This window comes from Deinococcus pimensis DSM 21231 (assembly GCF_000519345.1).
Classification (GTDB): Bacteria; Deinococcota; Deinococci; order Deinococcales; family Deinococcaceae; genus Deinococcus_A; species Deinococcus_A pimensis.
This window is the reverse complement of the sequence record NZ_KI912619.1, coordinates 49,048-54,429: the sequence shown is the minus strand read 5'-3', so window position 1 is coordinate 54,429 and position 5,382 is coordinate 49,048. Positions and strand designations below refer to the sequence as shown.

The window sequence follows — 5,382 nt, the reverse complement described above, 5'->3', positions numbered from 1 at the left end:
CTCACGCTGGCCTCCAGCGCGGGCGTGCGGTGGGCGAGCCGCGCGAGGATCGCGCGGACCGTGTCGAGCCGGGCCTCGCCGATCGTGTCGCTCGTGCCGAGGTTCGCGAGGGTGAGGTGCAGCTGATCGGTGGGCACGCCGCCGGGCACGGTGAGGACGCCCGCGAGCGCGTCCTGGACGCCCAGCACGACGATGACGCCCGTCGCGGCGCTGGAGGCGGGAATGCCGCGCTCTCCTGCCGGCTTCTCCTGCGTCGTCACGGGCACCCTCCGGGAAGGCGGAAGGGACCCGGGTGGAAAGCGGAACTCATACCTCCAGGGTAGTGCGGCCCCTTGAAGGGGCCCGTCCGGAAGCATGAAGGCCGCCTCCCGGCGGCCTTCAGACGACGGTGAGCCGAGGGTCAGTCGAGGCGGATGCGGCGGTAGCGGGCCTGCACGACGGCGTACACGCCGTACGCGACGACGCCGAGCGCGACGATGGCGAGCAGGAAGGGCCCGAGTGGCGTGCGTTCGGTGGCGCGCAGCGCTTCCGGGATGCCCCCGGCGCGGGTGGGGTCGTGCGTCCACGCGGCCTGCAGCAGGAAGCCGCCGATGATCGCGAGGACCACGCCGCGCGCCGCGATGCCCGCCTGCCCGACGCGGGTGACGCTCTCCTGCGCGCGCGGGTCGAGGGTGCCGAGGTCGAGCCGCTTGAGGAAGAGCTTCCTGAAGGCCACCCACAGCTGATTCGCGGCGACGGCGAGGACGCCCAACCCGACGAGCCCGACGAGCCAGTCGCCGAGGGGCTGGCTCATGAGGCGCGCGGTCCAGTCGTCCTCGCTGTTGCCGCCGCCGCCCAGGCCTTCCCCGCGGCTCGCGACCGTCAGGGCGAACACGGCGAGCGTGGTGTAGGCGACGGCGCTCGCGCCGTACCCGACGCGCTTGACGACACCCTTGGGTTTGTGGCCCTGCCCCTCGGGGTCGAGGAGGGCGCGGACGAACTGCCACAGCGCGTACCCGACGAGGCCGAGGGCGAGCACGACGAGCATGCCCTGACCGAAGGGCTGGTCCCCGAGACGCTCGATCGCGCCGCGCGTGTCGGTCGTCTGTCCGCCCGTGCCGAGCGCGGCGCGCGCGGCGAGCACGCCGAGCGTGGCGTACACCACGCCCTTGGAGGCGTACCCGAGCCGGGCGAGCCGAACGATCCAGGGGGCGACGTCCCGCGCGACCTCGCGAGCCTGTCTCTTCACGTCTCTCGTGCTTCTCACGCCCTCAGTGTGGGACGCGCGGGCACCGTCCTGTTGGGCGTCCGTTCAACGCGTCTTCAGGCGCGGCGCGGGGGCGCTATACTCGCCCTCAGCGCGGCGCCCCCGCGTCCGCCCCGAGCGTGACGGGCGGGCGGGCGGGGGCGCCAATAGAGCGCGGAGGGATTATGCAGGAACTGCTTGAGAAGCTGGCCGCCCTCCGGGAGTATCTTTGACGTTCCCGGAAAAACGCGCCGACTGAACGAACTCGACCATCAACTTCAGGAGCCCGACCTCTGGAACGACCAGAACCGGGCGCGCAAGGTCACGCAGGAGGCGAACTCGCTGCGCCGCGTCGTGGAAACCTACGAGGGCCTCCAGAACGACGCGCGGGGCCTCGCGGAGATGTACGAGATCGCCTCGCCCGACGAGAAGGAACTCCTCGACGAGGAGCAGACGGGCATCCGCGCGCGCGTCGACGACCTCTACCGCGAGACGCTCTTCACGATGAAGCACGCGGAGGCTCCCGCGATCGTGCGCGTCAAGAGCGGCGCGGGCGGCACGGAGTCCATGGACTGGGCGGGCATGGTGGCGCGCATGTACATGCGCTGGGCCGAACGCCACGGCTTCAAGGTGGAGCTCCTCGACGAGCAGGCGGGCGATCAGGCGGGCATCACGAGCGCGGAGTTCATCATCCGGGGCGAGCGCGCCTTCGGCATGATGGCGCCCGAGCACGGGGTGCACCGCCTCGTGCGCGTCTCGCCGTTCGACAGCAACAACCGCCGCCACACGAGCTTCTGCAGCGTGGACGTGGTGCCGGAGGTCCCCGAGCAGGAGATCGACATCCAGGTCCCCGACTCGGAGGTGCGCGTGGACGTGTACCGCTCGCAGGGCGCGGGCGGGCAGGGCGTCAACACGACGGACTCGGCGGTGCGCGTGACGCACCTGCCGACGGGTCTGATCGTCGCGATCCAGGTGACGCGCTCGCAGATCAAGAACCGCGAGATGGCCTTCCAGATCCTCAAGCAGCGCCTCTACGACATCGAGGTGCGCAAGCGCGAGGAAGAGGACATGAAGGCGCGCGGGGAGCAGAAGAAGATCGAGTGGGGCAGCCAGATCCGCTCGTACGTCCTCGACAAGCAGTACGTCAAGGACCACCGCACGGGCGTGATGCGTCACGACTCCGCCAACATCCTCGACGGGGACCTCGAGGAGTTCATGTGGGCGGGCCTGGAGTGGCTGGCGGGCAAGCGCGTCGCGGAGACCGCGACGGACGACGAGTAACGTCGCCACGCGTGGGCCGACGGTCACCCGACCGTCGGCCTTCTGCATGAAGGGACGCGCGCGTCCTGCCATCCACCGCGCCCTAACGGGCGTTATCCTCTCCCCTATGACGGCCTCCTCCCCCACCACCCGCCGCTCGTCCCCGAGGAAACGGGCGGCGGCGGTCCTGATGCTACTCGACGGGCTGTACCCGGACGCGCGCACGGAACTGGTCTTCTCGTCGCCGTTCGAGCTGCTCGTCGCGACGGTGCTGTCGGCGCAGGCGACGGACCGCAGCGTGAACGCCGCGACGCCCGCGCTGTTCGCGCGCTACCCGGACGCGCACGCGCTCGCGCTCGCCACGCCCGAGGAGGTGGAGCCCTTCGTGCGGACCATCGGGCTCTACCGCAACAAGGCCCGCAACCTCGTGCGGCTCGCGCAGCTTCTCGTGGAGCGGCACGGCGGCGAGGTCCCGAACGACTTCGACGCGGTGGTGGCGCTGCCCGGCGCGGGCCGCAAGACCGCGAACGTGGTGCTCTCCAACGCGTTCGGACGGCCCGCCATCGCGGTGGACACGCACGTCGGGCGGCTCGCGCGGCGGCTGGGCTTCTCGAAGCAGACGGACCCCGACAGGGTGGAGCTCGACCTGACGGCGCTCTTCCCCGAGGAGCGCTGGATCTTCCTGCACCACGCGCTGATCCTGCACGGCCGCCGGGTGTGCGTGGCGCGCGGCCCGAGGTGCTCCGAGTGCGCGCTCGAACCGCTCTGCCCGAAGATCGGCGTGGCGTGAGCGGCGAGAAACCATCCCGCGCGCCCCGGAAGGGTTCGCGCGGGGGGCGCATGTCCTGGTCGTTCAGTCCGCAGGCGCGGCTGTACCTCGCGGGGAGCTTCTCGTTCGGGCTGGCGCAGGCGCAGCTGATGCTGTTCCTGAACTTCTTCCTGCGCGCGCAGGGCCTCTCGCCGGGCTGGCAGGGATTCGTGAACGCGCTGCCGGCGCTGTCGCTGGCGCTCGCGAGCCTGCCCGCCGTGGCCTTCGCGCGGCGGGTCAGCAACGCCCGCACCCTGCAGACGGGCGCGGCCCTGTCCGCGCTGGGGTTCGTGCTGCTCGCGACGTCCGCGTCCTCGTGGCAGACGGTGGCGGGCACGCTCGTGCAGGGTGTGGGCTCCGCGTTCATGATGGTGGCGGGCGCGGCCTTCATGACGAACCACTCCACTGAGGAGCAGCGCGTGCCGCTCTTCTCGCTGCAGATGGCGCTCATGACGGGCGCGGGCTTCGTGGGGAACCTCGTGGGCGGACGCGTCCCCGGATGGTACGGCGCGTGGGCGGGCGTGGAGGCGGACTCGCTGACGGCGGTGCGCTCGGCGCTGCTGGCGGGCGCGGTGTTCCAGCTGCTCGGCCTGATCCCCATGAGCCTGCTTCGCCCCAGCGGGAAGCCGAGACCGCCGGGGCACCCGCTGGCGGTGCGCGCGAAGGGCATGATGGCGCGCCTGGTGTTCCCGAACGTGCTCGTGGGGCTCGGGGCGGGCGCGACGATTCCCTTCCTGAACGTCTTCATCGAGGGGAAGTTCCACGTGTCGTACGCGAGCCTGGGCTCGCTGTTCGCGTGGACGAGCCTCGCGACCGCCGTGACGGTGCTGGTGCAGCCGTGGCTGGTGCGGCGTTTCGGGCGGGTCCGGGCGATCCTGATCGTGCAGGGGTCGTCGCTGCCGTTCCTGGCCCTGCTGGGCTTCGCGCCGTCGCTGACGCTCGTGGCCGTCGCGATGTTCACGCGGGGCGCGCTGATGAACGCGGCCGGGCCCGTGTACAGCGCGTACGCGATGGACAGTCTGCCCGAGGAGGACCGCCCGATGTACAGCGCGGTGAACACCATCGCGTGGGACCTCGGGTGGGCCGCGGCGAGCCTCGCGAGCGGGCTCGTGCGGGACGCGCTGCCCTTCCGCGTGGCCTTCGACGCGCTGTTCACGGTGACGCTGGTGATGTACTCGCTGTCGGTCGTGGCGATCTGGCTGCTGCTGTTCCGCCGGCGAGGCCGTGCGGAGCGCGTCCTGAGCGGGCCCGGCGGGAGGGCATGAGTGAGCGGTCAAGGCCCGGCCCCCGAAAAACCCATTAGACTGGACCGGATGAACGAGAGCGGCCCCCTGGAACGCCTGTACCGCGTGCAGCAATTCGACCTTGAGCTGGACAGACTGCACGACGAGGAGCTCCGCGTGCCCGACGGGCTGCGTGAGGCGCGCGAGGAGCAGGAGCGCGTCAACAACGACCTGGAGGACGCCGAGATCGAGCTCGAGGGCGTCGAGCGCAGCATCCGTCAGCTGGAGTCGGACCTCGCGAGCACCCGCGACCAGATCGCGCGGGCCCGGTCCGAGCAGGAGAAGAACGCCTTCGACCCGAAGGCGCAGACGCAGTACCAGAACCGCATCCAGCAGCTGGAGGACCGCGTCACGGAGACGGACGAGGGCCTCGCGCCGCTGTACGAGCGCCGCACCACGCTGGAGGGGCGCCGTGGGGCGCTGCGCGGCCAGCACGGGACGCTGCGTCCGCGCATCGCGGATCTGGAGCAGCAGGACGAGGCGCGCGTGGAGGGTCTGCGCGCGCAGGGCGAGGGCGCGCGCCGCGAGCGTGAGGAGATGGTCTCCGCGCTGGACTCGCGTCTCGTGAAGGAGTACGAGCTGATCCGCCGCTCGAAGAAGGGGCTGGGGATCGTGCCGGTGGAGGCGGGGCGCTGCACGGGCTGCAACATGCAGCTTCCGGTGACGGTGCAGCAGCGCGTCGCGACGGGTCGTCTGCCCGCCGTGAAGTGCCCGTCGTGCGGCCGTTTCCTCGTGAAGCTCTGACGCGCCGCGCGTGACGTCGGACCACTGGCGGGCGTGGGCGGGCGCGTGGCCCGCCCGCCGCG

At 71.6% G+C, this 5,382-nt stretch carries 5 protein-coding genes and 1 pseudogene; 4 read left to right on the top strand and 2 right to left on the bottom strand.

Going from position 1 to position 5,382, the window contains the following annotated elements; translation table 11 throughout:
- Together DEIPI_RS38725 and DEIPI_RS0101900 are read right to left on the bottom strand one after the other, a co-directional pair.
- Positions 1-260 (bottom strand): annotated as a pseudogene (locus DEIPI_RS38725) (hypothetical protein); the annotation flags it as partial.
- 140 nt (positions 261-400) lie between these two features.
- On the bottom strand, positions 401-1,228 hold the full coding sequence (locus DEIPI_RS0101900) for a DUF1206 domain-containing protein (protein WP_027480671.1): 828 nt from the start codon (positions 1,226-1,228) through the stop codon (positions 401-403).
- 182 nt (positions 1,229-1,410) lie between these two features.
- Here DEIPI_RS0101900 and prfB point away from each other — a divergent pair.
- From prfB to DEIPI_RS0101880, 4 genes are all read left to right on the top strand, one after another.
- A protein-coding gene (gene prfB / locus DEIPI_RS0101895; protein WP_157463401.1) for a peptide chain release factor 2 occupies positions 1,411-2,506 on the top strand; the annotation gives its coding sequence in 2 pieces (ribosomal slippage) (positions 1,411-1,455 and positions 1,457-2,506; 1,095 coding nt in all).
- A 106-nt stretch (positions 2,507-2,612) separates the two neighbouring features.
- Positions 2,613-3,275 carry an endonuclease III gene (gene nth, locus DEIPI_RS0101890; protein ID WP_027480669.1) on the top strand — a complete coding sequence of 221 codons (663 nt, stop codon included), beginning with the start codon at positions 2,613-2,615 and terminating at the stop codon, positions 3,273-3,275.
- Between the two features lie 50 nt (positions 3,276-3,325).
- Complete coding sequence (locus tag DEIPI_RS27730) at positions 3,326-4,558, top strand: MFS transporter (RefSeq protein ID WP_045233441.1); 1,233 nt, start codon at positions 3,326-3,328, stop codon at positions 4,556-4,558.
- 48 nt (positions 4,559-4,606) lie between these two features.
- The gene (locus DEIPI_RS0101880) at positions 4,607-5,320 is read left to right on the top strand and encodes a zinc ribbon domain-containing protein (protein ID WP_027480668.1); all 714 of its coding nucleotides are present in this window, start codon (positions 4,607-4,609) and stop codon (positions 5,318-5,320) included.
- Positions 5,321-5,382: the final 62 nt, after the last annotated feature.